Raw genomic sequence first — 25691 nt, 5'->3', positions numbered from 1 at the left:
GTCGGAGACAGAGAAGCCCCGGGTCAGTGTCCGTTGGCTTGTTCCCACCCGGACATGTGTCGCTGGTAACGGCGGGGTGCGAAGCTCCGGGGGGAAGCCCTGGCTAGCAGGCCTTCCACGAGGAGATCCTGTCGTTGGCTGTCGATCCGATGTTGGGGCGCGAATCGCCTGGAGCCACCCTCGCCAGGAGGGATCCCTTGCCGTCTGAGTTCTGGTAGAAGCAGACTTGGGAACCGGTGCGGTTCCGGAGGGCGGTCGTCCGATCGTTCATGTATTCCCCGACATTGGGACGTTCAGTTCCGGGAACGAAGACGAAACGTCCTTCGTAATTGCTTTCGTCCCAGACGCACACATACTTTTTGGGGCAGTCGTTGGGATCGGCGCTGGCCGGCGTCGCCCCTAGGCCAATCGTCGTTGCTGTCACACACGCTGCCGCGATGGCACCGGCCACCAGAGTTTTCTTCATGACTTCCTTCTTCCTCTTGCCGATCTGTGTGCCGCAGTTTGCGGTCATCAGGAATTCGTGAGCAGGCCGGGCAGGCAGTCGGTCGGATGTGGGGTAACTGTGCTGTCCGCCGCAGGTGCCGGATTCTCGGTCCCTCTCCCCAGCGCCCTCATTCCTGCCCTGCTTCCTCCTCACCTGGTGCGCACGGACTCCGACATACCCGAAGTCCGACCGCTCGCCCTCACCGTCGACGGCTGGTGGCCCGGGTCGAGGCATTCATCGACCCCGAGCACAGCAACGCCTAGAGCGAGGGCATCAACCGGGTGATCCAGCTCGTCGCCCGCGACGCGTTCGGCTTCCGCAACGTCGTTCCCTTCATCGTGCATGGGTGCGCGTCAGTTGGCGTCCCACCGGTAAAGACGCAGCACCCTGGTACAGCACATCCCTGTCAGAACGTCCCGTCCGAGCGTTGTCCGGGGCGGCTTTCCCGGACGCCTTTCATGCTCGACGCTGCCGCACTGCGGTCGCATCGGCGAACCTCGCCTATACCTCTCGGACGGGAAGCCGGAGGCATAGGCGAACATCGCCTACACCTCTCGGGGCACGGCGGCCCGGGAGTCAGGGAAGCTGCATGTCCCTGAGCTGGCGGCGGGAGGTGATGCCCAGCTTGCGGAAGATGTTGCGCAGGTGCGCGTCGATGGTGCGCGGGCTCAAGAACAGCTGCGTGCCGACCTCTTTGGAGGTGGCCCCGGTGGCCACCCGCCGCGCGATGTGCAGCTCGTGGGCGGTGAGCGCATCGGCCGGCTGGGCAGTTGGCTTGTGTGGCCGCTCGCCGGTGGCGCGCAGCTCACGGGCGGCTCGGGCGGCGAATGCCTCTGCTCCCATGCCGGACAGCAGCTCGTGGGCGGTGCGGAGTTGCTCGCGGGCGGCCCGACGCCGGCCTTCGCGGCGCAGCCATTCGCCGTAGACCAGGTGGGCGCGGGCGAGATAGGTCCCCATCCGGCAGCACCCAAACCGCTCGATCGCCTCGCGATACAGCGCCTCGGCGGCCGGCCCGGTGCTGGTCAGCGCTCGCGAGCGCGCCTCAAGACCGAGCGCCCACTGGGTGCCGCTGGCGCGAGTTCGCGAGCTGAGCAGCTCCAGCGCGGCAGCCGCTGGGGCTGGTTCACCGGCGCGGACGGCCGCCTCGATGAGCTCGGGCAGGGCCAGGTTGCTGTGCTCCAGCTCGTCGGAGTCGCTCGGACCTGCTGCGGCGTCGAACGCGGCGCGGTAGGCGCCCAGGCCGTTGTGTAGCACGGCCAGCGTGTACTGGGCCACGGTGACCACCGCGCTCTCGCCCCGCCGGGTCGCGTCCTGGACCATGGCCGCGTAGAGCTCAGAGGTTTCGGCCTGCCGGCCGCGCCAGGCGGCGAGCTGGATCCCGGTGATGGTGACGGTCGCCGGCTGGATCGCGGTGGCCTCGGCGACGAGGTCGGCGGCGTGGGCGAGCTCGCCGGTGTGCACGAGCACGACGGCGAAATAGTCAAGCGCGGCAGGCAGTTCGGACAGTGCGCCGTCTTCGCGGGCGAGCCGGACGCGGCGGCCGGCCAGCTCATACACCGTCTCGTCGTCGAACAGCGCCACCGCGACACGGCTGCCCAGCCACAGCCAGCGGCGGCTGTCGTCCGCTGCCGCGGTGCGGGGATGGCGATCGTGGTTGCCGAGCGCCCCCAGTGCCTGCCGCAGGCTGGGCACGCTCGCCTCGTATCCCTGCGTGGACCTGGTCACCAGCCCGTCGAGCAGTAGGTCCACCACCCCTGACGGGTGTGGCGGTGCGGGTGCGGCCTGGGCGGCTTCGGCCACCTCCAGCACCCTGCGACCGCGACCGAAGGATCCAGTGACGACGGCCGCCTCGAGTGCCTGCAGGTAGGTCTGGCGGGCCATCGCGACATCCAACGGGACGAGCGTCTTGGCCGCGTCCAGCAGCATCCCGGGCACGTCGCTGCCCCGGGTGGTATCGAACGCGATCTGGGCGCGCAGCAGCTCCACCCGGGCGCGTCCCAGCGGATCCAGCGGTACGGCCGCCGCAACCGTCAGCAGCTCCAAGGCGGCTTCGGGGGCGCCGGCCTGGTGCGTGGCGTGTGCGGCGGCCAGCGCCCGGCGTGCACGGTCGGGGGGCTCGGGGGTCAGCACCACCGCCTGTTCCAAGAACGCGGCCGCGGCGGCCGGCCCGCCGCGGCTCCATGCCCGGCCGGCCAAGCGCTCCAGCTCCACCGCGATCGTCTCGTCGGCCCCGAGCGTGGCCTGCGCGCGGTGCCAGGCGTGGTGGTCGGGGTCGGCCCGCGGGTCAGTCGCCGCAGCCAGCGCGCGGTGCACGCGCCGCCGGTCAGACGGTGCGGCGGCACGGTAGACCGCCGAACGCACCAGCGGATGCAAGAACCTCACCCGGGCGCCGATCTCCAGCAACTCCGCCGCCGTCGCCGGCGCAGCTGCCTCGGCGTCGACGCCCAGGTACTCGGCCGCACCTCGCAGCAGCGCCGTATCGCCGAGCGGCTCAGCCGCCGCGACCAGCAGCAGCAACTGCGACTCGGCCGGCAGGCTGCGTGACCGGCGCTGGAAGCTCTCCTCGATCCTGCGCGGCACGCTCAGTGCGTCCGGCAGCCCAAAGCCACCCGCCAGCTTCGCCGGCCCTGCGCTTCGGGGCAGCTCCAGCAGCGCCAGCGGGTTGCCCCGCGCTTCGGCGATGATCCGGTCACGTATCCGCTCATCCAGCGGTGTCCTGACCCCTGTGGCGAGCAACGCCCGCGCATCCGCTTCACCAAGCCTGTCCAAGCCCAGCTCCAGCAGCCCAGTGAACGGGTGAGCGTCGCTCGGGCCGGGGCTGTGGTCGCGCAGCGCGAGCACCAGCGCCACCCGCTCGGCGTCCACCCGCCGCGCTACGAACGCAAGGGTCTGTGCGGATGCCGCATCCAGCCACTGCGCATCGTCCACCAAGCACAGCAGCGGCCGTTCCTCGGAGACCTCGGCCAGCAGATTCAAGCTCGCCAGCCCGACCAGGAACCGGTCCGGCGGGTCCCCGGCACACAGCCCGAACGCCACCCCCAGGGCGGCCTGCTGCGGTTCGGGCAGCGCACCCAGCCGATCCAACAACGGCGCACATAACTGGTGCAAGCCCGCGAACGCGAACTCCATCTCGGACTCCACACCAGCCGCACGCTCCACCCGAAACCCCGACGCGGCGCCCCGGGCATACTCCAGTAACGCGGTCTTACCGATACCGGCCTCACCGCGCACCACCAGCACGCCGCTGCGCCTCGACCGCACGTCTGCGAGTAGCTGTTCGATCGCCTTACGCTCGGCGCGCCGGCCTAAAAGCATCGTTTGGTTCTCCTGTGGGCGCCGGCTGACGCTCGGCCGGGGTGGTACCTCGTCTGCGTCCATCTCACGCTCGGCCGACCGACGCTAGCGATTCCGTTGCCTTAGGCGATTCGTCGCCTAAGCGAAGGCAGTTGCCGGACCTGGTCCTTCAGGGCTGGGCAGTGGTGACGAGACCCCGCCCCGACCGCGTAGATGCTCCAGACACCCGCGTTGCCGGGTGCGGTCCAGCAGTGTCACAGCGCTCAAGACTTACGTTCGCATTGTATCCATCGGCAAGTGAGCCGCATACGAGGTCTTCCGGCGATCCAGCGGCGGCCGTCCCCCGGCCCGGACGAGGACGGTCGCGGCGTGCCGTCCATCGCACGCCTTGAACTGGGGTGTGGCAACGACCCCTAGAACCTCAGCAAACCGGCGGGGCTTCGACGTGTCACCGACGCCCCTATGACAGGAGGCCGTTGCATACCGGTCTGACCAGGTTGAAGACCTCGCGGGCCGCATATCGCTTGAGGCATCGGATGATCTCACGACGGGTCTTGCCCTCCCGGGTGCGGCGTTCGCAGTACCCCTGGGTGCGGGGATCGAAGCGCAGCGGGGTGAACACGATGCGGTGCAGGGCGGCATTCGCCTGTCGGTCGCCACCGTGGTTGAGCCGGCGCGAGCTCCGGCGGCCCGAGGAGTATTCGATGGGGCTGACTCCGCACAGGGCGGCGAAGGACGCCTCGGTGCTCAGCCGCTCGGGATTGTCTCCCATCGCGATCAGGAGGGTGACGGCGCTGTCCGGGCCGATGCCCACCGGTGTGAGCAGCTGCGGGGCGTGGCATTCGACGACCCCGGTCAGGCGCTGATTCAGCTCATCGATCTGATCTGCCGGGTGTGCTGCTCGATGCGATGGGCGAGCAGGCTCAGGGTGATGCGGGTGGCTTGGGGCACGGTGTCCCCGTCGCTCGGGCTGAGTCGTGCGCAGGTGCAAAACAGCTCGCGGTTGCCCAGGCCGGACAGTCGTTCCCGCAGAGCCGGGTCGGCAATGACCAAGACGGCCTTGAGCTGGTTGATCGCCTGGTGCGGGCCTTGACCGCGGAGTCCTTGGCGAGTTTGAACATCCGGACGCTCTGCACCGGACCGTCCGCCGGTCTTGGCCCGCGCCGTGGCGCGACCGCTGACCACAGCCCGCGCACCGGCCCTCCAGGTCGTCGGCCGCCCGCTCGGCGGCCTCCTGCTCAGGGGCGCAGGGCGGGCGCGGCACAGTGATCGTCGCGTCCGCCCCGAGTAAGTACGTCGCCGTCTACGCAGCTGGTGTGAGTTCGGCGCGGCCGAACAGCAGGGCTGACGTCCCAGGAGGCGGTCTGCTCGGTGGCGCCTTCGATCCACGCCGCGGTGCGCGGACGGACCGCTCCGGGGGCAGCGGCTCGGCACTGGTCAGCGGGTTGAGCAGGATCAGGGCGTACGTCTCCGGCAGGCAGGCCGCCAGCTGGGCGCGGAGGCGGCCGACCAGGTGCGCTCCGCGGAGGGCGAGCACCACACGGGCCGCGCGCTCGGCTTCCTCCGGAGTGTCGTACTCGCCCGCGTTCCTTCACGTGGCCGAGGAACGCTTCGCGTCGCAGAGTCATCTCAGCCGCCACCCCTTCTTCTTCGGACTGCCCAGGGGTGCGGAGGGCGGGGTGAGGGGAGATCAGGTGCCCGCCCTGCGCACCCGTCCGGCCGGTGTCAGCCGGAGATCTCCTTGTGGCCGGATCCGACGCCGATGGAGATCTTGCGGGGCTTGGCGCGCTCGGCGATCGGGATGCGCAGGGTGAGCACGCCTGCGTCGTAGTCGGCCTGAATGTGCTCGGTGTCGAGGGTGTCGGCGAGCACGATCTGGCGAGAGAAGATGCCCAGCGGCCGCTCGGACAGCTCCATCTGCACGTCGTCGGCCTTCGTCACCGGCCGCCGCTCGGCCTTGACGGTGAGCATGTTCCGCTCGACGTCGATGTCGATCGCGTCCGCAGGGACGCCCGGAAGGTCGAAGGCCACCACATACTCGTCACCCTCGCGGTAGGCGTCCATCGGCATCGCCGAGGGGCGGGACCAGGTGCCCGGGCTTGTCAGCTGCTGCGCCAGCCGGTCCAGCTCACGGAAGGGGTCAGTGCGCATCAACATCGTGAAAACACCTCCAACAGGTTCAGGCAGTTACTGCCAATGCGCCTCACTGACACCGTTGTAGCACGTCATCCAATGGATGACAAACACGATGTCGTCTAGATGATGACAACGGAAGGGAGGTGCCCGTGACCGCAGCCGACCAGCCGTCCACGACCAGCACGAATGCCCCCAGCCCACCGTCATTCCCGGCCGCCGCGGCGGCCCTGCACGCCATGGACGACGCCCTCCGCGACGCTCGGCGAGAGACCCCGGACACCCCGGATGCGCCCGGCCACGGTCCGGAGCAGGCGCCGGCCTCCCTGATGCTGCTGCGGCAGGTGCGCGAGCAGCTCGCGCCGATTCGGACCAGCAGATCCCCAGCCAGGAGTACCCAGCCGGCTGACCCACTCCCAGAGTTCGCGATAGCCCACCGCCGTGGCGGGAGTGGACGCGGTGCCCATGACCACGCCTAGGCGCGGAGAGCGCGACGGCCACATGAACATCCCGGTGTGTGTCCACGCCAAGAATGACCTCGCCCGCAGCAGGCGGACCATGTCCAGTGGACGACATCGGCGAGCGCCCGAGGCCGCTGTCCTTGGGTATCTGGTCGGCGCGGCGTCGTACGTCGGCGGCGACCGCGCGGGTGTGACCGGTCAGGTGGAGGGCGATCTGCTCGCCGTCGCGCTCGGCGAGCGTGTCCGGGCCGGCCCCAGGCGAGGACGGCAGGAGCGCGGGCCGGGTTGCAGGCCGTAGCGGACGACGCCCGGGACTGGTCCCGGCCGGAAAAGAACACGACTGCAGCACACTCCTGCGGCACAAAGCTGCCTTTCCGAGAGTTGCCGAAACGTCCCTCCTGAAGGCACCCCTGGATAACTGGCCTCAAACGCTTTCCACTTGAAACAACTAGATGGAGATAAATATAGAACGATGGACAATCGGGGCGGCGCGTCACGCATATCCTGTGTACCGCGAGTTCCTGGACAGGACACCCGCGCTCCGCGGCAACCACCTCTTCGGCAGTTCAACGACAGGCGACCGACCAATTCAGCAACCGCCCGTTGACCGTCGTATAGGCGGCTGACTCGCGCAACCACCTGCCCCCTTAGATCCGAGCGATTCCCGAGGCCCTTGGCGCCTGGCGGCGATCCCCACTTGCAGCAGTTTCGCTCAGAATCGGACATCGAATGATTACCGAACACTCCGATACGCATCTCACGGCACGGCCGGCCAACGACGACTACCGGTTGGGTACCGAGGCCTACACCGATGAGCAGCGGACCGCGGTCCTTGCCAAGTTGGAGGGGTACCTGGGCGGGCAGCGGGAGCGTCTTCTGGGTTACCAGGTGAACCTGTCGCTCGACGGCCACGCCGCGCTGGGTCGTTTCCTGGGCTACCACATCAACAACATCGGGGACCCGTTCGTCGACAGCAACTACAGCCTGCACTCGCGGTGGCTGGAGCGGGCGGTCCTGGAGCACTACGCCCGCCTGTGGCACGCCCCGCTGCCCGAGGACCCGGCCAGTCCTGGGGATGAGGACGGGTGGGGATACGTGCTGTCCATGGGCAGCACCGAGGGCAACCTGTACGCCATGTGGAACGCCCGTGACTACCTGGACGGCAACGCCCTGGTGCGTGACGAGGTCTCCGGCGATGCCAGCTGCCGCACCAGCTACCTGCGGGCCAAACACCCCGACGACAACCCCAACGCCTACATGCCGGTAGCGTTCTTCTCGCAGGAGACCCACTACTCGCACATCAAGGCGATGCGGGTGCTGGACATCCCGACCTTCTACGACCTGGGCGGCAGCCTCTACCCGGGCGAGTGCCCCATCGACGTGGCCGGCACCGGCATGCAGACGTACAACGGGTGGCCGCTCGGCGGAGTCCCGACCACCGGCGGCGACGAGGGTCCGGGCACGGTCGATGTCGACGCCTTGGTGGCCCTCGTGGACTTCTTCGCCGCCAAGGGCCACCCCGTCCTGGTCAACTTCAACATCGGCAGCGTCTTCAAGGGCGCCTACGACGACGTTCAGGGCGCCTGCGAGCGCCTGCGACCCGTCTTCGAGCGGCACGGCCTCGTCGACCGCACCGTGCGCTTCGACCCCGACGACCCCACCCGGGTCAGCATCCGCAACGGGTACTGGATCCACGTCGACGGAGCCCTCGGCGGCGCCTACGCCCCCTACCTGGAGAAGGCCCGCGTCAGCGGACTCATCGAGACCGCGCCGCCGGTCTTCGACTTCCGGATCCCCGAGGTGTCCTCGATCGTCACCAGCGGACACAAGTACCCCGGCGCGCCCGTCCCCACCGGGATCTACATGTCCCGCGCGGGATCCAAGCTGCGCCCGCCGTCCGACCCGGCGGTCGTCTCCTCTCCCGACAGCACCTTCGCCGGATCCCGCAGCGGCTTCGCCTCCCTGGCCATGTGGAACCACCTCGCCCAATTCAGTGAGGAGCAGCAGGTGCGACAGGCCGCCGAGGTCCTGCGGATCGCCGAGTACACGGCCGAACGCCTGCGCCGGCTGAGCGAGCAGTTGCGGGAACGCGGTGAGCCCTGGGCAGAGGACGGTATCGAGGTCGGTCACGGCGATCACGCGCTCAGCGTCTGGTTCCAGCAGCCGCGGGCTGAGATCACGCAGAAGTACTCGCTGGCCTGCGTGCCACTCAATCTCGGTGGACTCCGCCACGACTACAGCCACGTCTACGTCATGCCGCACGTCACCCAGGAGTTGATTGACGAACTCCTCGAGGACCTCGCCCAGCCCGGAGCATTCGACCGTTCCGCGGACAAGGACGCGCAGCGGCCCCCAATCCCCCACCAGCGCTGACCCGCAGGCGGGCAGCCGGACCGCAATCGCCCGCCCGCCTCCCGGCGATGTTGCCCCGCATATCCCCGCGTGCGGGGCAACTGGCCGAGGGCGTCCGGCGACCGGGCCGAGCACTCCCTGCCCGGGCAGCGTAAAGGTCCAGGTGGTGTCTTCGGTCAGGACCGCTTCCAGCTCGGGCACATTCAGCTCGTCCAGGGCGTGGGCGTAGTCCGCCACCGCCTGCTGGAGTTCAGCGATTACGAGACCACCGTCAGCACGATCTTGCCTTGGAGGTGCCCTGCACGGCTCGCGTGTGTGCGCTGCCTGCCTCGGGCAGCGGGTGCTGTCCACCCCGACCTGGAGCTTGCCCTCGTCGAACAGGCGCCCGGTCTCGGCGAGCTGGGGGCCGTTGGAACGCACCTGTCGGGGGAATTGGAACCCACTCAACGAAGCGGGACTACAGCAACGGTCCTACGGACAAATCGCGGGCCGGCAGCGTCCGAACCTGCCCGGCCCGCTGTCGTCGGCTCAGCCGAAATCGAACGTCTCCTGCGCGAAGTCGGCCGGGGCCGGGCTGGGCAGGGGCGGCGGTGCGCCGTCCTGTTGCGCGGCCCTCCAGCGCTCGGCCAGCTCGCCCTTCCAACCCTTGGGCGGGGGCCATGGAATGCCCCAGGCAGCGAGCTGGTCACGCCTCCAGCCACCGGCAGGCGTGCGCGCGGCTTCGATCTCTTCGGACGAGGGCAGGTCAGGCACCTCTGGCGACCGCCCATGAGGAACAGGGCCGACGCCGGGTGCGAAAGGTCCTTCGGGAAGCCGGTCGACCAACGACTTCAGCGCCTGGTCGGCGTCCGACACAGCGGGCGCCGACAGGTCCTTCGCATCGTCCAGCACCACGCGGTTGAACTCCTCGCTCAGATCCCGGGCCTGACGCGCCGACTTCGCCGGATCCGTCTTCGCCGCCATCGCGACCAGAAGGCGCGGCTACCGGCCCGTGTCAGGCTCGGGGGTGGCCCTCATCCCAGCTTGGCCGCCCAGCCCGCAACGTCCCGATGTGGTGGGAACGGTCGACCAGGTGCGCGATGTCCACGTAGGGGTCGGCATCGAGCAACAGTGCGTCGGCATCGAGCAACAGTGCGTCGGCATCGAGCAACAGTGCATCGGCAGTGGATCCGACGGTGATCGTCCCCGGTGTCGTCGCCTGCTGACCGATCTTCTCGGCCGAATTCCGGGTACCGGCCGCCAGGACCGCGGGCAGCGGCAGGCCTGCCTTTGCCAGCAATTGCAGTTCTCGCAGCAGGGCGATGGGTGGCGAGGGCATCAGGATGGCCACGTCGCTGCCCGCGGTGATCTTCACTCCCGCGTCGTGCATCAGCGCCAGCGTGCGCATCGCATAGTCGAAACGGATGTGGGAGTCCTGCGCGGAATGCCGGGGGAACTGGCGCCCGTAGATCGGGCGGCTGGTGATCTGCGGGAAGCAGAAGCCCCCGCCGGAGCCAGCCGACGGGGGTCCCTCGTCTCTCACCGGCGTCTCACCAACAGCGTCGACGCACCTGGACCACAAGGATCTGACCTGCGAAAACGCTCCTGATTTAGACCACGTGGATGGCACAAGACGCTTCTGGCAACGTGTGCCAGGTGGGACCGCCCTGCCAGAGCGCTTGGCCACCGCCTGTGCGCACGGACGGCCAATTGCCGCCCTGCGGTGGCCGCTTGCGGGGCAGTGCTGGCCAGTGCCGCTGTCTGTCCGGGAGTTACGAGCGGTTGCAGCAGAGCCCGACAGCCGAATGCCGCGGGACAGCCGCCCCAGATACAGCAAGATTCGGACCACTTCCGGTCCAACCACTCCGACGCGCTGTCCACAGCCGCTATGTGTGCAGGTCAGCGCTGCGTTGCCCGTGTACCACCAGAAGACGAAGAACCTGCTGGTGAGCTACTCCCCGAAGAAGCTCGGGTTCTTCCCGCACCACGAAGAGAGGCGTCTGATCTGGGCTTTGCCCGTCAGACGCCTCTCGCTCGCCCGCGCGGAGCAAGGGCCGGTATACGACGCACCTCCCCGCTTCTCTACGCCGAGGAGTCCACATGGCTGCCCGCGCTGTTCAAGGTGCCGGGGTTGGCGGCGGCCGGTGTTCGGCCGCCGCCAAGCTGTCGCGATGGTGCGGTTGGGGGTCAGCCCAGGCAGCCAGGGACCGCGGTGGGGCTGCCGGCGCAGTTGGTCGGGTGGTTGTTGTGGACGGAGCTGAGGAGGAGTGCGACGCTTCCGGTGTCGTTGTAGATGCCGCCGGGAGCGTTGGTGGCGGTGTTGTCGGATACGCGGCTCTCGGTGAGAGTCGTCGTGGCTCCGGCACCGCCGAAGTTGGCGATTCCACCTCCGACGCCCGTCGGTCCGGAAGCCTCGTTGTGCCTGATTTCGCTCTGCAGGATCTTCAGCGTCGCGTCGTTGGCCACTCCCCCGCCCTTTTCCAGCGCCTTGTTCTGGGTGATGGAACTCTGGGCGATGGTCATATCGCCGTCGTTGGCCAGGCCGCCTCCGTTATGAATCACGGTGTTGCCGGAGATGACGCTCTGAATGATGCGGGTGGTGGAACCGGTATTGCCGCCAATTCCGCCGGAGAAGTCGGCACTGTTGTTCCGGATGGCGGATTGTACGACGTTGAGGGTGCCGTCGTTGCGGATGCCGCCGCCGAAGTCTCCCGTTGCGTCACCGTTGCTGATGGTGGCGAGATGCAGGCTCAGCTTTCCGGCGGCATCCACCTTGAGGATGCGGAATGCGGGGGCTGATCCTGCACGGGTGAGGGTGGCGCCGTTGCCCAGGATGTTGATCGTGTTCTGGATGGACGGCAGGGGGGTGGACAGGGTGTAGACACAGCCCGGTGCCAGGATGAGCGTGCCGCCCGCGGTGTTTGCTGCGGTGATGGCGCTCGCCAGTGCCGCGGGGGAACACGGGACCAACGTCTGCGCGGCTGCCGGGGTGATAGCCAGGCCGGTGGCCACGAGGGTGGTGCCGGCCACGGTGGCGAGTGCGCGGATTACCGTTCTGCGAGGTTCCATTGCTGCTCCTTGGTGGTGTGGAGAGTTCACGAGCCATTTCCGGTGCGCCCGGGAACGGTTGTGGGTTCGATTCGGCGCGTTGTGTTGCCTTCTCGAATTGCGGTCGTGGTGAGCGTTCGGGGTCCGACCGGGACTGTCCGGGGAGTGTGGGGCGGCCCCGGAGAGCCGGCCGAATGGAGTGACCGTCAGGCGGGCCGTCTGGGCGTCGCAGTCGCGTTCCGTTGCGCCTTTTGACCGGGGCGCCGTCCGACGGTCGGGGGCTCCGGGCAGCTGGAGTGCCGGGAGGCGGGGCTCTGCTGGGTGTTGGGCCGGTCAGATGCTGATGACGGCGCCGTGGGCGGTGGCGGGCTGGTGGGTGGGGCTGCCCGCGTAGGTGGCGGTGTATCCGCCGTTGAGGATGATCAGGGGCAGTGCCAGGGTGGCGAGGCAGGTCGCCACGCCTTGCGCGTTGGTGATGGAGGTGCACAGCGTGGTGCTGCCGGTGGTGAAGGTGATGGGCTGTCCGGCGAGGGGCTGTCCGGTGTCGAGGTCGGTCAGCGTGGCGGTCAGCACCCCGGCGTAGGGGTGGGGCGGGAAGATCTGGACGATCGCGGGGGTGGCGGTCAGCTGGGTGCGGTCGCTGGTGTAGGTGAACGGGATGCTCGCGCTGCCCCCGGGGGTGGTGACGGTGACGGTGACGGTTCCGGACGCGTGCGGGGGCAGGGTCGCGGTGATCTCGTTGTCGGAGACGACGGTGAAAGGCACCGGGGTGCCGTTGACGGTGACGCTGGTCGCTCCGGTCAGGCCGGTGCCGCTGAGGACGACCTGGGTACTGGCGCCGGCCGGGCCACTGGCGGGGAAGATCCCGGTGACGGTCGGAGCCGGCGTGACGTAGGTGTAGTTGGTGGCGCTGACGGCCGTTCCGCCCGGGGTGGTCACCGAGACCGGGCCGCTCCCGGGGGCATGCGGCGCCGTGATGGCGACGATGGTGGTGTCGTTGAGCACCTGGAAGCTCGCGGCCGGGGCCCCGGCGATGCTGACCGCGGTGGCACCGGTGAACCCGGTTCCGGTGATGGTGACTTGGGTACCGCCTGTGGTGCTGCCGGAGGCGGGGGTGAAGCCGCTGATCGTCGGGGCCGGAGTGACGTAGGTGTAGGTCGCCGGCCCGGTGGCGGTGCCGCCGGGGGTGGTGACGGACACCAGGCCGGTCGCCGGCGCATGCGGCGCGGTGATCGCGGAGATGTGGGTGTCGTCGACGACCTGGAAGCTGGTGACCGGGGTCCCGGCGATGCTCACGGCGGTCGCACCGGTGAAGTTGGTGCCGGTGATGACGACCAGGGTGCCGCCGGAGGTGGTGCCCGAGGCCGGGCTGATGCTGGTGATCGTGGGTGCGGGAGGCACGAAGGTGAAGCTGCCGCCCGTTCCGGTCCCCAGGGGCACGGTCACGCTTGCCTGGACGGTTCCGGCGGCATGCGGGGGCGTGGTGGCGGTGATGGTGTTGTCGTCGACCACGAGGAAACCGGCAACGGGGGTGGAGTTGAGCGTGACGGCGGTCGCGCCGGTGAAACCGCTGCCGATGATGGTGATCGGATCGCCGCCGAGCGTGGAGCCGGACCCGGGGATGATGCTGGTGACGATCGGCCGGATCTGCAGGACGCTGACGTTGTTGCTTCCGTTGTTGGTGACGTAGAGGAAGTTGCCGTCCGGGGTCACCGCGTCCCGGGAGGGCTGGGTGCCCACGGGCAGGGTGGTGAGGATCGTATTGGTGCCGGTGTCGATCACGCTGACGTTGTTCGTGCCGAAGTTCACCACGAACACCCGGGTGCCGTCCGGGTTCACCGCCACCCCGGCCGGGGTTCCGAAGCCGGGGATGGTGGCGACGACGCTCGGGGGACCGGTGGTGGTGTCGATGACACTGACGGTGCTGGAGCCGTTGTTCGCCACGTAGGCGAAGTTGCCGTCAGGGGTGAACGCCACGCCGATCGGGGTGCCGCCGACAGCGACGGTGGCGGTCACCAGGTTCGTGGCAATGTCGATCACGCTGACCGTGCCGCTGCCGGAGTTGGTGACGTAGACGGTCGTGCCGTCAGGGCTCACCGCCACGCCGTTCGGGGAACTGCCGACGGTGATGGTGGCCACCGACATGTTCGTGGCGATGTCGATGACACTGACCGTGCCACTGCCGTGATTCGCCACGTAGGCGAAGGCACCGTCCGGGGTGATCGCGATCTCGAACGGGTTGGCGCCGACGGTGATGGGGGAACCGGTGATCGTGTTGGTGGCGGTGTCGATGATGCTGACGGTGTTGCCGCTGCCGTTGGTGACGTAGACGAAGTTGCCGTTCGGCGTGATCGCCACATCGATCGGCCCGTTCAGGCCCGGGACAGTGGCGGTCACCAGGTTCGTGGCGGTGTCGATGACGCTGACCGTACTGGAGCCGTTGTCCGCCACGTAGGCGAAGCTCCCGTCCGGCGTGATCGCCACCCCGATCGGCCCGTTTCCCACGGGTACCAGGGCATTGGCGAGCAGCATCACCGCGCCCGGCGACGCCATCGCTACCGGTCCTTCTGCAAACGGGAGCGTTGTGCCAGGCAGGACGGCTCCCCGCGAAAGCATTGCCGCGACCGTCGCCGCCAGCATCTCTCGTCCCGCGGGGCTCATTTGCGTCGCCCCCGCCCCGGCCATGTGCAAGGGGAGCGACTGCGCAGCGCTCCCCATGTCTGTCGTATCCATGACAGCCTCCTTCGAGTCAGGGGCCGTCAACCACCTGGGGCCGTCATGTTCGCCACGGCTCAGCGGGTGGTGAAGTCTCCTCAGCGGGGGCGCTCACACGGCAGCCATGGCGAGGGCTCATGTTCGTCCTCGGCGCGGCCGTCCACCCCCGGTGAGGGATGGGCGGCCCGCCGGATTTCACTCACAGCAGTAAGGCACCGCCGGCCATCCACGTCTACGCAGCCGACTGAATCCGACCCGAATGGCGGAGCGTGCGGAACCGTCGCTCGGACGGTGTCCCACATGGTCGGTGCATGCGAGGTGGATGCCCATATACCGGCCCCGCAGCCATGACGCTCGCAGTGAAGAGCGCCTCACCATCAATGTCCGCCACCCCGTCCCCCATGCGCGGACCAACGCTCTCCCGACGGGAGTAAAACCGCCATTACAGCAGGTCAGCACCACTACGAGCGCGGTGCCTCAAGCAGACGAAGAAACGCGGGCCCTCCTGCCCTGACCACCACACCCCCTCACACCGCCCGCGCACCCCGATGGACACCACACCCGCTCCGGCCGGGCCACAGGCTCGGCCGGATCCGGATTCGAGGCCCCTTGCACCACCCCACCACCGGCACCCAGGCCCCTCTCGACGGACACCCCGGGCGTTAGGTCCGTGCGGGCAGACGGCCTACCGGCATTTCGACCGGTGGAGCCGAGACCGGGTCCGGGCCCGGCTCCGCCGAGTCGTCCTCGATGAGCTCGGGGCCAGAGGCGAGCGAGGGAGCTTCCCCCGCCGGAAGGATTCGTCGTCCCACCGATCACACGGCGGCGGGTACCACCAGAATGCGCCTCCCCCATCGGTCCTCACAGCCATGCCCTGGCTGGCCTACTCCGTATGAGGGCTCTTCAGGCCGGGCTTGTCCTGACCACGTGCCATAGCGATGAATACCGCTCCGAGCACACAGGCGATGCCGGCTGCGAGGTAGGCGAGGTGGTAGCCGGTGAGCTGGTCGCTGCCGGTCGCTGCGACCAGGACCATGACCGCCACTCCGACGCTGGCACCGATCTGCTGTGCCACGACATTCACCGCCCCGGCGACGGCGTGCCGGTCCGGCTCGACGCCGGTGAGTCCGGCGGACGTCATCGAGGGGAAGTTCAGTCCCTGGCCGATGCCGCTGATCACCAGGCCGGGCAGCACATGCAGCAGGTAGTTGCCTTCGTGCGGTGTGCTCATCCACAGCGCAGTTCCTCCGCCGATCAGGACGAGTCCGACGACCATCAGCGTGCGCGGCGGGTACGTGGCGAGCAGGCGTCCGGTGACGAAGTTGGCGGTGAGGAAGACGCTCGCCGACATCGGGACCAGTGCGAGACCGGACTGCAGCGGAGAGTACTTCAGCATCTCCTGTAGATACAGCGGCGCAAAGAACAGCATCCCGACCGAGGCCATGTACTGGAGGAACGCTGCCAGGCTCGCGGACCGTACCGAGGTGACCCGGAAGAGGCCGAGAGGAAGCACCGGGTCGGCGGTGCGGTGCTCGTGCACGACGAAGAACACCAGGAAGGCCACCGCGGCGCAGAGTGCGCTCCATGCCAATGTGCCGTTACTGCTCGCGCCGACGACCAGCAGGGTGAGGCCGAGAGTCCCTGAGATCGCGCCGGGCAGGTCCAGCCGGCCGCCGCGCCCGGTACCGCCGGGCAGCCCGGCGCGCGTGACGGACAGCACGGCCAGCCCCAGTATCACCGAGAACCACAGCACCGACCGCCAGCCGAGGAACTGGGTCAGTACACCCCCCAGCAGCACCCCGCCGCTGAAGCTGGCCGCGCCGACCGCGGCGTACACGCTGAGTGCTCGGTTGCGCGCCGGACCGGCCGGAAACACCTCGGTCAGCAGGGCCAGTGCGGCCGGACCTGACAGGGCCGCGCCGATGCCCTGGACCGCCCGCGCACCGAGCAGAACCCCGGTGTCCGGCGCCGCGGCGCCGGCCAACGCAGCCACCGTGAACAGAGCGACACCGCACTCGAACACCCGCCGCCGGCCGAAGACATCGGCCAGGCGGCCGCCCACCAGCAGGAAACCGGCGAACGTGACGGCGTAAGCAATCATGACCCACTGGAGCGCGGCTTCGTCCAGATCGAAACGTGCTCCGACGGACGGCAGGGCGGCATTGAGCACCCCGAGACCACTCACGTCCAGTGCGAGTGCCCCGGCCAGCGCCCCAAGTGCCAGGCCCGGCCTGTGCCGTGGCAGCACCTCGGCAGTGGTCACGCGGACCTCCCGGGACGCTGTGGGGAGTGTCTGGATAACGTGCCGCCGGCGCCACCCGCGAGCGGCTGCCGTGTCGTGGTGAGTGCCATCGCCCCGGCCCCTGTCACCCGAACATGGGCGTCAGCCGGCATCGGTTCGTATTTCATGATTTTCATGCGGAGCAGGCTTGCAGCGCCGCCCGCCTGCTGTCCACCCCGGCCCTGCCCGTATGTCACCGGACCATCGCCCAACGAGGCGTCCCACCTCCCGTCGGCTGAGGCATGGTGACGGCGCGCAATGCGCCTCCCTCCACACCACGAGGGGCGAACCAGACACTCGGGGGCTAAATCACGCCACTGCACCATCCGGCACACAGGTCACACTTGTTTCACCATTCGCCGGGTGGCAGTCTGAAGTTCGCCGGGCGGGCGAGTACCTCGTAATGCGGTCCACGTCAGTCCGCATCATTCTTTACCCGAGAAATGGATCTTGACGCTGGTCTGACGTTGATTGTGCAGATGGAGAGTTCCGCGTGCACGTCCCCGAAGGCAATGCAATCGCGGATCGAATTGACCAGGGGACGGACGATGCATGCCGGCGGCCGGACTGCCGGGCAGTGGTCCTCAACCAGATCGCGATCTGGTTCAGCCAAAGCGACTTAACGGGGGATCGGGTCGGGTGCAGGTACCAGTTCTTCTTCAGCCATACGTTCCTGTCCGGGGTGGGACGGCCTGCCCAGCAGGACGCGGGTCCCACTGCCCCTGACAGGGCTTCCGCACGTTTGGTTCCACTGCGCACTCGACACGTCGAAGCGAAGCCTCCGTGTCATGAGCCATCCCCATGACCAGCTGCCTGCGCACTGACTCACCATTTCGACAGGCATCGGCCCCGGCCGTGCTTATCGCCACGGCCGTGTGTGCGCCGTAACCACTGCAATCCGCTGCTGGTGCACAGCAGACGGAGTTCCGAGACCTTGATCATCCGGCCGCAAGGTTCATCGGGCCCTTCCATCCGCCCTGCTGAGGAGCCGAAATGCCCCAAGAGCACGCAGCACGAGATGTGCATGCCATATCAGAGTTTCTGCTCTCTCGCGTTGCCGAGCTGTTGGACTTGCCCGAGGACGCGGTGGATCGCTGGGCGCCGATGCACCGGTACGGCCTGGACTCGCTGAAGTTGACCGCTCTCGCCACCTCGTTATCCGAATTCCTCGGCTGGAAAGTTCCGGTCACCTGGATGTGGCAGTACCCGGCCCTCGACGAGCTGTCCCGTGCGCTCGTGGAGGGTCCACGTGCCGCGGAGACCACAGCCCCGGGCAACGATCGTCGTACGACATCGCACGAACCCATCGCGATCGTGGGCATCGGCTGCAGGTTCCCCGGCGGACCGGACCCGTCCTCGTTCTGGCAGTTGCTGTCCGAGGGCCGTGACGCCGTCGGCCCGGTGCCGGCCGCGCGACGCGATCTCCTCAACGACTCGGTGCGGTGGGGCGGGTTCATCGACGGCATCGACCGGTTCGATCCGCTGTTCTTCGGCATCTCACCCCGCGAAGCCGTCCAGATGGACCCGCAGCAGCGCCTGATTCTGGAGCTGGCCTGGGAGGCGCTGGAGGACGCGGGTGTCGCGCCGCACAGCCTCGTCGGCAGCGACACCGGCGTGTTCATGGCCTCCTGCTGGGGCGACTATGCCGCGCTGGCCCACTATCGCGGTCCCGACAGCCAGATCACCCCGCACACCGCGACCGGCATGCACGACGGCATCATCGCCAACCGCGTCTCCTACCTCCTCGGCCTGCAGGGCCCGAGCATGGCCATCGACGCCGCCTGCGCCGGGTCGCTGGTCTCGGTACACGTGGGATGCCAGTCGATCTGGATGGGCGAGAGCGAGCTGGTGCTGGCCGGTGGCGTGAACCTGAGCTTCGTCTCCGACTACTACACCGCCATGGACCAGATGGGCGCGCTCGCTCCGGACGGCCGCTGCAAGTCGTTCGACGCCCGGGCCGACGGCTACGTCCGCGGTGAGGGCGCCGGTGTCGTCGTGCTCGCCCCGCTCAGCGTGGCGCTCGAGCGTGAACTGCCGGTGTACTGCGTGATCAAGGGCAGCTCGTCCAACAACGACGGCCTGAGCAACGGCATGACCGCGCCGAACCCCCAGGCGCAGGAGAAGATGCTCCGCACCGCGTACCAGCGGGCCGGCATCAAACCCTCCCTCGTGGACTACATCGAGTGCCACGGCTCCGCGACGCCCCTCGGCGACCCGATCGAGGCCAATGCCATCGGCGCGGTCCTGGGCGGTGACCGCGGGGAGCCGCTGCGGCTCGGTTCCGTCAAGTCCAACGTCGGGCATCTGGAGGCGGCGGCGGGCATCGTCGGCCTGGTCAAACTCGCGCTGTCGATGCGCAACGGTGTGCTGCCGCCGAGCCTGCACTACGCCTCTCCGAACCCGCAGATCATGTTCGACGAGTACAACCTCACCGTCCAGGACCGGCTGACGCCGTGGCCGCGACGGTCCGACGCGCGCCGAGGGGGCGTCAGCTCGTTCGGATTCGGCGGCGCGATCTGTCACGTCGTCGTCGAGGAGCTGCCGCGCCCCGAGAGCTCACTCCTCCTGCTGGCAGAGGACTCCCAGGAGGCGCTGGCCGAGCGGGCCCTGGCGCTGCGCGAGGAGAACGACCTGCGGGCGATATGCAGCCGGACACCCGGCGACGGCAGGTTCCGGCTCGCGGCCACCGCCCACGACATGACCGAACTCAGGGGGCAGCTGGATGCCTTCGGCGCCGGCACTACGGCCGCCGGGGTCAGCGCCGGGGAGATCACCGAACACCGGCCGCGGGTGGCGTTCCTGTTCTCGGGCAACGGTTCGCAGTGGGTGGGAATGGGCAGGCAGCTGCTCGCCGGTATGCCCGTGTTCCGACGGTCCATGATGCGCTCCGACAAACGGATGCGGGAGCTGCTGGGCTTCTCGCTCGTCGACCAGTTGCTGTCACCTGACGGCCGCATCGACGACATGGACGTGTTCCAGCCGCTGCTGTTCTCCCTCCAGGTCGCTCTGGCCGACGCCTGGCGCTCGCTGGGGGTGGAGCCGGACGTCGTCGTGGGCCAGAGTGTCGGAGAGTTCGCCGCTTCCCACATCGCCGGCGCACTCGACTTCGAGGACGCCTCCCGCCTGGCCGCCCACCACGGCCGGCTCCTCCAGCAACTGGCCGTCGGACGCGGTGACGGCATCGTGGTCATGACCGGTGCGGACGACGTCAAGCAGCACCTGACCGGCCAGCTCACCGTTTCCGGCTACAACGGCCTGAACTCCACCCTGGTCACCGGCACCCCGCAGGAGATCGACGAACTGATCCAGCGGCTCACCGACGAGGGCGTCACGAACCACCGCGTGCGGATGGGCCACGCACCGCACTCGCCGCTGGTCGACCACGTCCTCGCCCCGCTGAGGGCCGAACTCGCCGGCATCAGGCCCCGGACCACGCGCATCCCGATGATCTCGACGGTCACCGGGGAGCTCGTCGACGGCGCGGAACTCGGGCCGGACTACTGGGTGAACAACCTGCGCCAGGAGATCCGGGTGGTCGACGCCCTGACGAACCTGCGCGACCACGACATCGACGCGGTGATCGAACTCAGTCCGCATCCCGTACTGCTCAAGTCCGTGTCGGAGATCCTGACGGCGGCCACCCTGCCCTCGCTCCGTCGTGGCGCCGACGAAGCCTCGACGCTGCTCGGTTCGCTCGGCGTGCTGTACACCGCCGGCCTCCCGGTTGCCCCCGGCCCGTTCACCACGGGTGACCGCAGGCGGCACGTCACACCGAGCCAGGGCGACGCCGCGGCCGACGAGCAGGTGCATCTCGTACCCGTCACGGCGCGTACGGCGGCCGCGCTGACCGACACCTGCCGTGAGCTGTCCAACCATGTCGAACGTGACACGGGCCTGCGCGTTTCCGACCTCGCCTACACACTGGCGGCCAGGCGTACCCACCACAACCACCGGGTGGCGCTGTTCGCCCGCAACCGGCAGGACGTCCTGGACGGACTCGCCAGGGTCGCCGCCGGTCAGCCGCACCCCGATGTCGTCACGGGCACGGTCGCCGGCAACAGCGACCGGCGGGTGGCGCTGGTGTTCTCCGGCGGCGGAACGCAATGGGTCGGCATGGGCCGGGAGCTGATGCGCTCGCACGCCGGCTTCCGTAGGTGGATGAACGCCTGCGACGCCGCCGTGCGCGCGGCCGGCGGCTGCTCGGTGCTCGACGAGCTCGCCGCCCCGGCCGACCGGGCCAGGTTCGAGGAGATGGACTTCCAGCAGCCTGTGCTGTTCGCCTTGCAGGTCTCACTGGCGAAGGTCTGGCTCGAACTCGGCATCCAGCCGACCGCCGTCGTCGGGCACAGCCTGGGCGAGGTCGCGGCCGCCCATGTCGCCGGCGCGCTGTCGTTGGACGACGCCGCTCGCGTGGTGGTCGCCCGGTCACACCTGCTCGAACGGAAAGCGGCCTCCGGCGCCATGATCTCGGTCGACCTGCCGGAGCAGGAACTGCTGCCGAGGATCGCCCCGTACGCCGAGCACGTGGCCGTCGCCGTGGTGAACAGCCCCACCAGCGCGGCGGTGTCCGGCTCTCCCGACGCCGTCAGCGCCCTGGAGGCCGACCTCCAGCGGGCCGGGATCCCGACCCGGAGGATCCGGGTCGACAGGCCGGTGCACAGCCCCGGTATGGATCCGCTGATCCAGCCGCTGCGCGAACGCATCGACGGCATCACCCCACTGACCAACACCCTCGCCTTCCGCTCCACGGCACTGGCCGAGACGGTGAACCCGGTCACCGACGTCGACTACTGGGTGCACAACCTGCGCAACCAGGTCCGGTTCGCCGAGACGATCGGTGCGCTGGTCGACGACGGCGTCGGCACCTTCATCGAAATCGGGCCGCACGAGACCTTGCGCGGCGCGGTCGAGGAGATCGCACTGACCCGTGGTGCCCGGGTGCACGCGATCAACTCCCTGCGGCGCAACGAAAGCGACGTCCGCTGCCTGCTCGGGGCCGCCGCATCCTTGTACGTCAGAGGCCTCCCGTTGGCCTTCGACTCGTTGTTCGCCGACGACGTCGAGGTCGTGGAAACCCCGCTCGTACAGTGGCAGAAGGACCGCTACTGGCTGGACACCACGCCGCACCCCCGCGGCGCGTCGGCACCGGTCGCCGAAACCGCGGCCGAGTCCGTGGTCGCGACGGTGGCCGAGCCCGTCGCCGAGACCGCGGAGAACAGGCCGCTGGAGGACATCGTCCTCGACGAGATCGCCGACGCGCTGGGCGTGCCGGCGAGCAAGTTCGGCGAAGGCGCGAGCCTGCGCGACTTCGGCCTTGACTCGATGCTGGCGCTCCGCCTCGTCAACAGGCTGCAATCGCTGTTCGGGCAGCGGGTGTCGCCGGTGGTGTTCCTGGACGGCCGGACCATATCCGAGGTCGTCAGCCACCTCATCGAGGCCATCGGTCGGCCGGCTGCGACCGCGGCGGCCGACCGGGCGCCGGCCGCGGAGGGGAAGCCGGCACGGGCGTCGCAGGTGGAGCCGAAGGCGGTGGTCTTGCCGGAGCCGCAGCCGAAGGCGGTGGCCTTGCCGCAGCCGCAGCCGAAGGCGGTGGCCGTGCCGCAGCCGCAGCCGGCGGCCGGGCCTGACCGGACGTTCCTCGACGATCTGTCCGAGTTGGACGCCGGGGAGCTGGTGGAGGAACTGGCCGCACGCGGGTTGCTGGACCCCACCGACGCACCGGCGTTCGACCAGTTGCGGGCCGACGGCCTCGGTCTCGAACTGGCACCGGCCTCGCACGGCCAGGCATCGCTGTGGTTCATGCAGATGGTCGCGCCGGACGCGGTGCCCTACAACTTCATGGTGGCCGCCCGGATCCGGACCACGGTCGACGAGAAGGTGCTCGACCGCGCCGTGCGGGCCGTGATGGAGCGGCATCCCGCGCTGCGCACCCTCTTCGTCGAGGCGGGCGGCAGCCCGTACCAGGTCATCCTGGACGAACCGCTGTACGAGTTCGTCGTGGTGGACAGTACGGACCGGGACGACGAACAAGCCCGCGAGGAACTGGCCGAGTACGGGCATCTGCCGCTCGACATCGACAACGGGCCGCTGGTGCGGGTGGTGCTGATGACGCGTGGCCCGGCGGACCACTATCTGCTGGTGCTCGTGCACCACATCGCGTCGGACGCGGCATCGGCCGACGTGATGATCCGCGAACTCCAGGAGTACTACGAGGGCGTCGACCCCGCCTCCGGTGCGCCGGTCGCCCCCTACACGGAGTTCGTCGAGTGGGAGCGGCAGTGGCTGGCCGGCCCGGCGGCCGACGCGGCCTTGAGCTGGTGGTCGGAGAAGCTGGCCGATCCGCCCGCCCATCTCGACCTGTCCACCATGGAGCGGCCTCCCGGGGTCACCTACGAAGGCCGCGACCTCACGTTCCGCTGGAGCGCCGAGGAGACCCGCCTGCTCAGGGAATTCGCGGTACGCGAAGGCGTGTCGATCAGCACCGTCGTACTGGCCGGTTTCTTCGCCACGCTCAACCGCGCGGCCCAAGTCGAGGACTCCGTACTGGCCACCGCCATCGCTCAGCGCGGCGAACCCGGCTGGGAATCCGCCATCGGCTACTACCTCAACACGGTGCTGGTGCGTGCGAAGCCCGCCGGTGACCGCAGCTTCCGCGACCTGCTGCGCGAGGTCCACGCCTTCTCGCTCGGTCTGCTGGAGCACATGAACTACCCCCTCGACCTGCTGGCTTCCGCCCTGAAGCCGCCGAGGGCCGAAGGCCGCTCCCCGTGGTTCGACGTGGTGGTGAACTGGCTGTCCTCGGACGCGTTCCCCCGGTCCGTCAAGCTCTTCCACGGCATCGGCGACACCATCGCGCCCGACGGCGCGCTGCCGCTCGAACCGCTTCAAGTACGCAGGCACCTCGCCAAATTCGACCTGGAGATCTCGATGGCCGACATCGATGGCGAGGTGGCCGGCCACATCCAGTACAAACCGAGCTACCTGGAAAGGGAGACCGTGACGGCACTGCTGGCGCTCTACCGCACCGTGCTCTTCGACTCGATCGCCCACCCCGACCTGGTGCTCCAGGACATCGCCCCGAGCGGCTGCCCCGAGAAGAGGGACCAGTGACCGAAACCCTGCACTCCGAGTTCATCGAGCAAGCGGTCAAGAACCCCGGCGCCCCCGCCGTCTACTCGGACGCCGGCGTCCTGACCTACGGCGACCTGAACGAGCGGTCCCGCGTGCTGGCCGAACGGCTGGTCGCCGACGGCGCGGGACCCGGTGTGCCGGTCGGCATCTGCGTCGAGCGCACACCCGACCTGCTCGTCGGCATCCTGGCCACGCTGCGCGCCGGCTCCTGCTACGTGCCCCTGGATCCGAAGTATCCGGCCGAGCGGCTGGCCTTCATGGTGCGGGACAGCGGGACCCACCTGCTGCTGACCACGCCCGCGTCCCGGGCCGGCTGCCCGGCCGGCCCCACCGTGGTGGTACTGGACGAGACCGTGACGACCGAGCCCGGCGAGAAGCCCGTGCCGATCGTGCCCGGCGACACCGCGTACATCATCTACACGTCGGGGTCCACCGGCCGGCCGAAGGGCGTGGCCGTCCACCACAGCGGCTGCGTGGCCATGCTGTCCGCAATGGACCGCATCCTCGAAGGCTGCGACCTGAGCGGTGTATCGGCGGCGAGTTCGGTCTGCTTCGACATGTCCGTGATGGAGATCTTCGCCGCCTTGTGCCGTGGCGGCGCCGTCGTGCTCGTGGAGAGCGCCGTCCACCTGCCGGAGAGTCCGTACGTCGACAGGATCACCCATCTCAACGTCGTACCTTCGGTGATGAACGGCCTGCTCGACGCCGGATGTCTGCCACCGAACGTGCGCACCGTCGTGTTCGGCGGCGAGCCCCTGCGCCGCAAGCTGGTGGACAGGACGTACCGGGAGACCGGCGCCGACCGGGTCTTCAATGCCTACGGCCCCACCGAAGGAACCGTCTTCTGCTCGTTCGGGCTGGTGCCGGAAGACGGGACCGGCGAACCCTCCATCGGCACGCCGTCACCGGGCGCCCGTGCCTACGTGCTCGACGAGAACCTGCGGCAGCTGCCGGCCGGCGTGCCCGGTGAGCTCTACATCGGTGGCACCGGGCTCGCCCACGGCTACGTCAACCGGCCTCGTACCACGGCCGAACGGTTCGTACCGGACCCGTTCCTGGACGGCGAGCGCATGTACCGCACCGGCGACGTCGTCACGTTCACCGACGATGGTGAACTCCACTTCGGCGGTCGCACCGACCACCAGGTCAAGCTGCGCGGCTACCGCATCGAACTGGAAGAGGTGGAGGCCCGGCTGACCGGCTGCCCCGGGGTCCGGGAAGCCGCCGCCGTCGTACGGGGCAACAGGCTCACCGGCTACGTCGTGCCCGAGGGCGACCCCCGAGGCGGCGTCTGGCTGGACGCCGGGCTCCAGACCGCCCTCACCGGCCGGCTCGCCACCCAGCTGCCCGACTACATGGTGCCGGGCACGATCGTGTTCCTGACCGCACTGCCGTTGGCGCCGGGCGGGAAGCTCGACCGCACCGCGCTTCCCGAGCCGCCGGCCGCCGGCACCGGCGGGCCCCTGACGGCCGCCGGCACGCCGACCGAAGTGGCGCTGGCGGAGATCTGGGGCCAACTGCTCGACCTCGAACCGGCGAGCATCGACGTCCGGGCCGCCTTCTACGACCTCGGCGGCGACTCTCTGCTGCTCGTCCGGCTGGCCAGGCTGATGACCCGGCGGTTCGACCGCCGCGTCCGCGTGCCCGACCTCTTCAGCTTCCGTGACATCTCTTCCCTGGGCCGCTGGCTCGACCAGGACAGCGGCGCCACCCCCGAGGTGGTCCAGTCGGCTCGCCTGCGCGCCAACGCCCGCCGCGCCGCGCTGCGCGGCCGCGGCGCCTCCACCGGCAGCTGAGCAGCCCCCACTCG

At 69.1% G+C, this 25691-nt stretch carries 14 protein-coding genes and 3 pseudogenes; 6 read left to right on the top strand and 11 right to left on the bottom strand.

Annotation, left to right across the window (positions count from 1 at the left end):
• Window positions 1-103: 103 nt before the first annotated feature.
• The 6 genes and pseudogenes from ACGFR7_RS01000 to ACGFR7_RS00975 all read right to left on the bottom strand — a co-directional run bounded on the left by ACGFR7_RS01000 (window position 104) and on the right by ACGFR7_RS00975 (window position 5938).
• Complete coding sequence (locus tag ACGFR7_RS01000; RefSeq protein ID WP_393311585.1) at window positions 104-514, bottom strand: peptidase inhibitor family I36 protein; 411 nt, start codon at window positions 512-514, stop codon at window positions 104-106.
• A 549-nt stretch (window positions 515-1063) separates the two neighbouring features.
• Window positions 1064-3802, bottom strand: a complete 2739-nt coding sequence (locus tag ACGFR7_RS00995) for an ATP-binding protein (RefSeq protein WP_393311583.1) — start codon at window positions 3800-3802, stop codon at window positions 1064-1066.
• A 439-nt stretch (window positions 3803-4241) separates the two neighbouring features.
• A complete protein-coding gene (locus ACGFR7_RS00990; RefSeq protein ID WP_393311581.1) occupies window positions 4242-4595 on the bottom strand; it encodes a transposase in 354 nt (117 codons plus the stop codon).
• A 53-nt stretch (window positions 4596-4648) separates the two neighbouring features.
• The gene (locus tag ACGFR7_RS00985; RefSeq protein ID WP_393311579.1) at window positions 4649-4834 is read right to left on the bottom strand and encodes a hypothetical protein; all 186 of its coding nucleotides are present in this window, start codon (window positions 4832-4834) and stop codon (window positions 4649-4651) included.
• 185 nt (window positions 4835-5019) lie between these two features.
• Window positions 5020-5409, bottom strand: a pseudogene (locus ACGFR7_RS00980) (DUF2267 domain-containing protein).
• A gap of 97 nt (window positions 5410-5506) precedes the next feature.
• The gene (locus ACGFR7_RS00975; RefSeq protein ID WP_393311577.1) at window positions 5507-5938 is read right to left on the bottom strand and encodes an Hsp20/alpha crystallin family protein; all 432 of its coding nucleotides are present in this window, start codon (window positions 5936-5938) and stop codon (window positions 5507-5509) included.
• A gap of 128 nt (window positions 5939-6066) precedes the next feature.
• On the opposite strand from ACGFR7_RS00975, the pseudogene ACGFR7_RS00970 reads away from it, so the two are divergent.
• The 3 genes and pseudogenes from ACGFR7_RS00970 to ACGFR7_RS00960 form a co-directional block, all read left to right on the top strand.
• Window positions 6067-6276, top strand: a pseudogene (locus ACGFR7_RS00970) (type III effector protein); the annotation flags it as partial.
• Between the two features lie 103 nt (window positions 6277-6379).
• Window positions 6380-6673, top strand: coding sequence for a hypothetical protein (locus ACGFR7_RS00965; protein ID WP_393311575.1), 294 nt, complete (start codon window positions 6380-6382; stop codon window positions 6671-6673).
• Between the two features lie 431 nt (window positions 6674-7104).
• The gene (locus ACGFR7_RS00960; RefSeq protein WP_393311573.1) at window positions 7105-8748 is read left to right on the top strand and encodes a histidine decarboxylase; all 1644 of its coding nucleotides are present in this window, start codon (window positions 7105-7107) and stop codon (window positions 8746-8748) included.
• Window positions 8749-9255: 507 nt separating this feature from the next.
• Here the strand turns inward: ACGFR7_RS00960 and ACGFR7_RS00955 are convergent.
• From ACGFR7_RS00955 to ACGFR7_RS00940, 4 genes are all read right to left on the bottom strand, one after another.
• On the bottom strand, window positions 9256-9690 hold the full coding sequence (locus ACGFR7_RS00955) for a hypothetical protein (RefSeq protein ID WP_393311571.1): 435 nt from the start codon (window positions 9688-9690) through the stop codon (window positions 9256-9258).
• A 31-nt stretch (window positions 9691-9721) separates the two neighbouring features.
• Window positions 9722-10249 carry an amidohydrolase family protein gene (locus ACGFR7_RS00950; protein WP_393311569.1) on the bottom strand — a complete coding sequence of 176 codons (528 nt, stop codon included), beginning with the start codon at window positions 10247-10249 and terminating at the stop codon, window positions 9722-9724.
• Window positions 10250-10893: 644 nt separating this feature from the next.
• A complete protein-coding gene (locus ACGFR7_RS00945) occupies window positions 10894-11775 on the bottom strand; it encodes a hypothetical protein (protein WP_393311567.1) in 882 nt (293 codons plus the stop codon).
• 312 nt (window positions 11776-12087) lie between these two features.
• Window positions 12088-14307: an IPT/TIG domain-containing protein gene (locus ACGFR7_RS00940; RefSeq protein ID WP_393311565.1), complete on the bottom strand. Its 2220-nt coding sequence runs from the start codon at window positions 14305-14307 to the stop codon at window positions 12088-12090.
• Window positions 14308-15140: 833 nt separating this feature from the next.
• Between ACGFR7_RS00940 and ACGFR7_RS00935 the strand changes: the two are divergent.
• Window positions 15141-15242, top strand: a pseudogene (locus tag ACGFR7_RS00935) (IS5/IS1182 family transposase); the annotation flags it as partial.
• Window positions 15243-15352: 110 nt separating this feature from the next.
• Here the strand turns inward: ACGFR7_RS00935 and ACGFR7_RS00930 are convergent.
• The gene (locus ACGFR7_RS00930; RefSeq protein WP_393311563.1) at window positions 15353-16732 is read right to left on the bottom strand and encodes an MFS transporter; all 1380 of its coding nucleotides are present in this window, start codon (window positions 16730-16732) and stop codon (window positions 15353-15355) included.
• Between the two features lie 1011 nt (window positions 16733-17743).
• Here ACGFR7_RS00930 and ACGFR7_RS00925 point away from each other — a divergent pair.
• Complete coding sequence (locus ACGFR7_RS00925) at window positions 17744-23860, top strand: acyltransferase domain-containing protein (RefSeq protein WP_393311561.1); 6117 nt, start codon at window positions 17744-17746, stop codon at window positions 23858-23860.
• Window positions 23857-25677, top strand: a complete 1821-nt coding sequence (locus ACGFR7_RS00920) for an amino acid adenylation domain-containing protein (RefSeq protein WP_393311559.1) — start codon at window positions 23857-23859, stop codon at window positions 25675-25677. Before ACGFR7_RS00925 ends, ACGFR7_RS00920 begins: the two co-directional genes overlap by 4 nt.
• The last annotated feature ends 14 nt before the right edge of the window (window positions 25678-25691 follow it).

The sequence above is a fragment of the Streptomyces sp. NPDC048516 genome (assembly GCF_043199875.1).
Lineage (GTDB): Bacteria > Actinomycetota > Actinomycetes > Streptomycetales > Streptomycetaceae > Streptomyces.
The sequence above is the reverse complement of the archived record's forward strand: the minus strand, read 5'-3'. Positions and strand labels throughout refer to the sequence as shown.

What these genes read in the sequence shown, in the direction of transcription:
- ACGFR7_RS00955 (WP_393311571.1), bottom strand. Translation starts at nt 9,690, where the DNA reads ATGGCGGCGAAGACGGATCCGGCGAAGTCGGCGCGTCAGGCCCGGGAT.
- ACGFR7_RS00995 (WP_393311583.1), bottom strand. Translation starts at nt 3,802, where the DNA reads ATGCTTTTAGGCCGGCGCGCCGAGCGTAAGGCGATCGAACAGCTACTC.
- ACGFR7_RS00965 (WP_393311575.1), top strand. Translation starts at nt 6,380, where the DNA reads ATGACCACGCCTAGGCGCGGAGAGCGCGACGGCCACATGAACATCCCG.
- ACGFR7_RS00940 (WP_393311565.1), bottom strand. Translation starts at nt 14,307, where the DNA reads ATGGCGTCGCCGGGCGCGGTGATGCTGCTCGCCAATGCCCTGGTACCC.
- ACGFR7_RS01000 (WP_393311585.1), bottom strand. Translation starts at nt 514, where the DNA reads ATGACCGCAAACTGCGGCACACAGATCGGCAAGAGGAAGAAGGAAGTC.
- ACGFR7_RS00960 (WP_393311573.1), top strand. Translation starts at nt 7,105, where the DNA reads ATGATTACCGAACACTCCGATACGCATCTCACGGCACGGCCGGCCAAC.
- ACGFR7_RS00975 (WP_393311577.1), bottom strand. Translation starts at nt 5,938, where the DNA reads ATGTTGATGCGCACTGACCCCTTCCGTGAGCTGGACCGGCTGGCGCAG.
- ACGFR7_RS00925 (WP_393311561.1), top strand. Translation starts at nt 17,744, where the DNA reads ATGCCCCAAGAGCACGCAGCACGAGATGTGCATGCCATATCAGAGTTT.
- ACGFR7_RS00945 (WP_393311567.1), bottom strand. Translation starts at nt 11,775, where the DNA reads ATGGAACCTCGCAGAACGGTAATCCGCGCACTCGCCACCGTGGCCGGC.